Genomic DNA, 228 nt, shown 5'->3' with positions numbered 1-228 from the left:
CTTTATAGCCATCCGGATCATTAAATCCATTCAATAGCATTTCAGCTTCTTCATATTTCATATCATAGACTGACTCACGAATAGTTCCGGCTGTTGTAATCATAAATATCATAGGTTGTTCCCTTGAAGATGTACCATCCACAATAACATCGTAGAGATTCTTATCTTTCCAAGCATGTATTTCATCCATCATTGCTCCATGAACGTTAAGTCCATCTAATGTTTCAC

Annotated in this window: 1 protein-coding gene; it reads right to left on the bottom strand. The window is 36.0% G+C overall.

Going from position 1 to position 228, the window contains the following annotated elements; all coding sequences use genetic code 11:
* Positions 1–228 (bottom strand): terminase large subunit domain-containing protein (locus SB822_RS61730; protein WP_410859756.1); only part of this gene is annotated, 228 nt, incomplete at both ends.

This window comes from Paraburkholderia sp. SIMBA_054 (genome assembly GCF_046534875.1).
GTDB classification, from domain to species: Bacteria; Pseudomonadota; Gammaproteobacteria; order Burkholderiales; family Burkholderiaceae; genus Paraburkholderia; species Paraburkholderia hospita.
The sequence above is the reverse complement of the archived record's forward strand: the minus strand, read 5'-3'. Positions and strand labels throughout refer to the sequence as shown.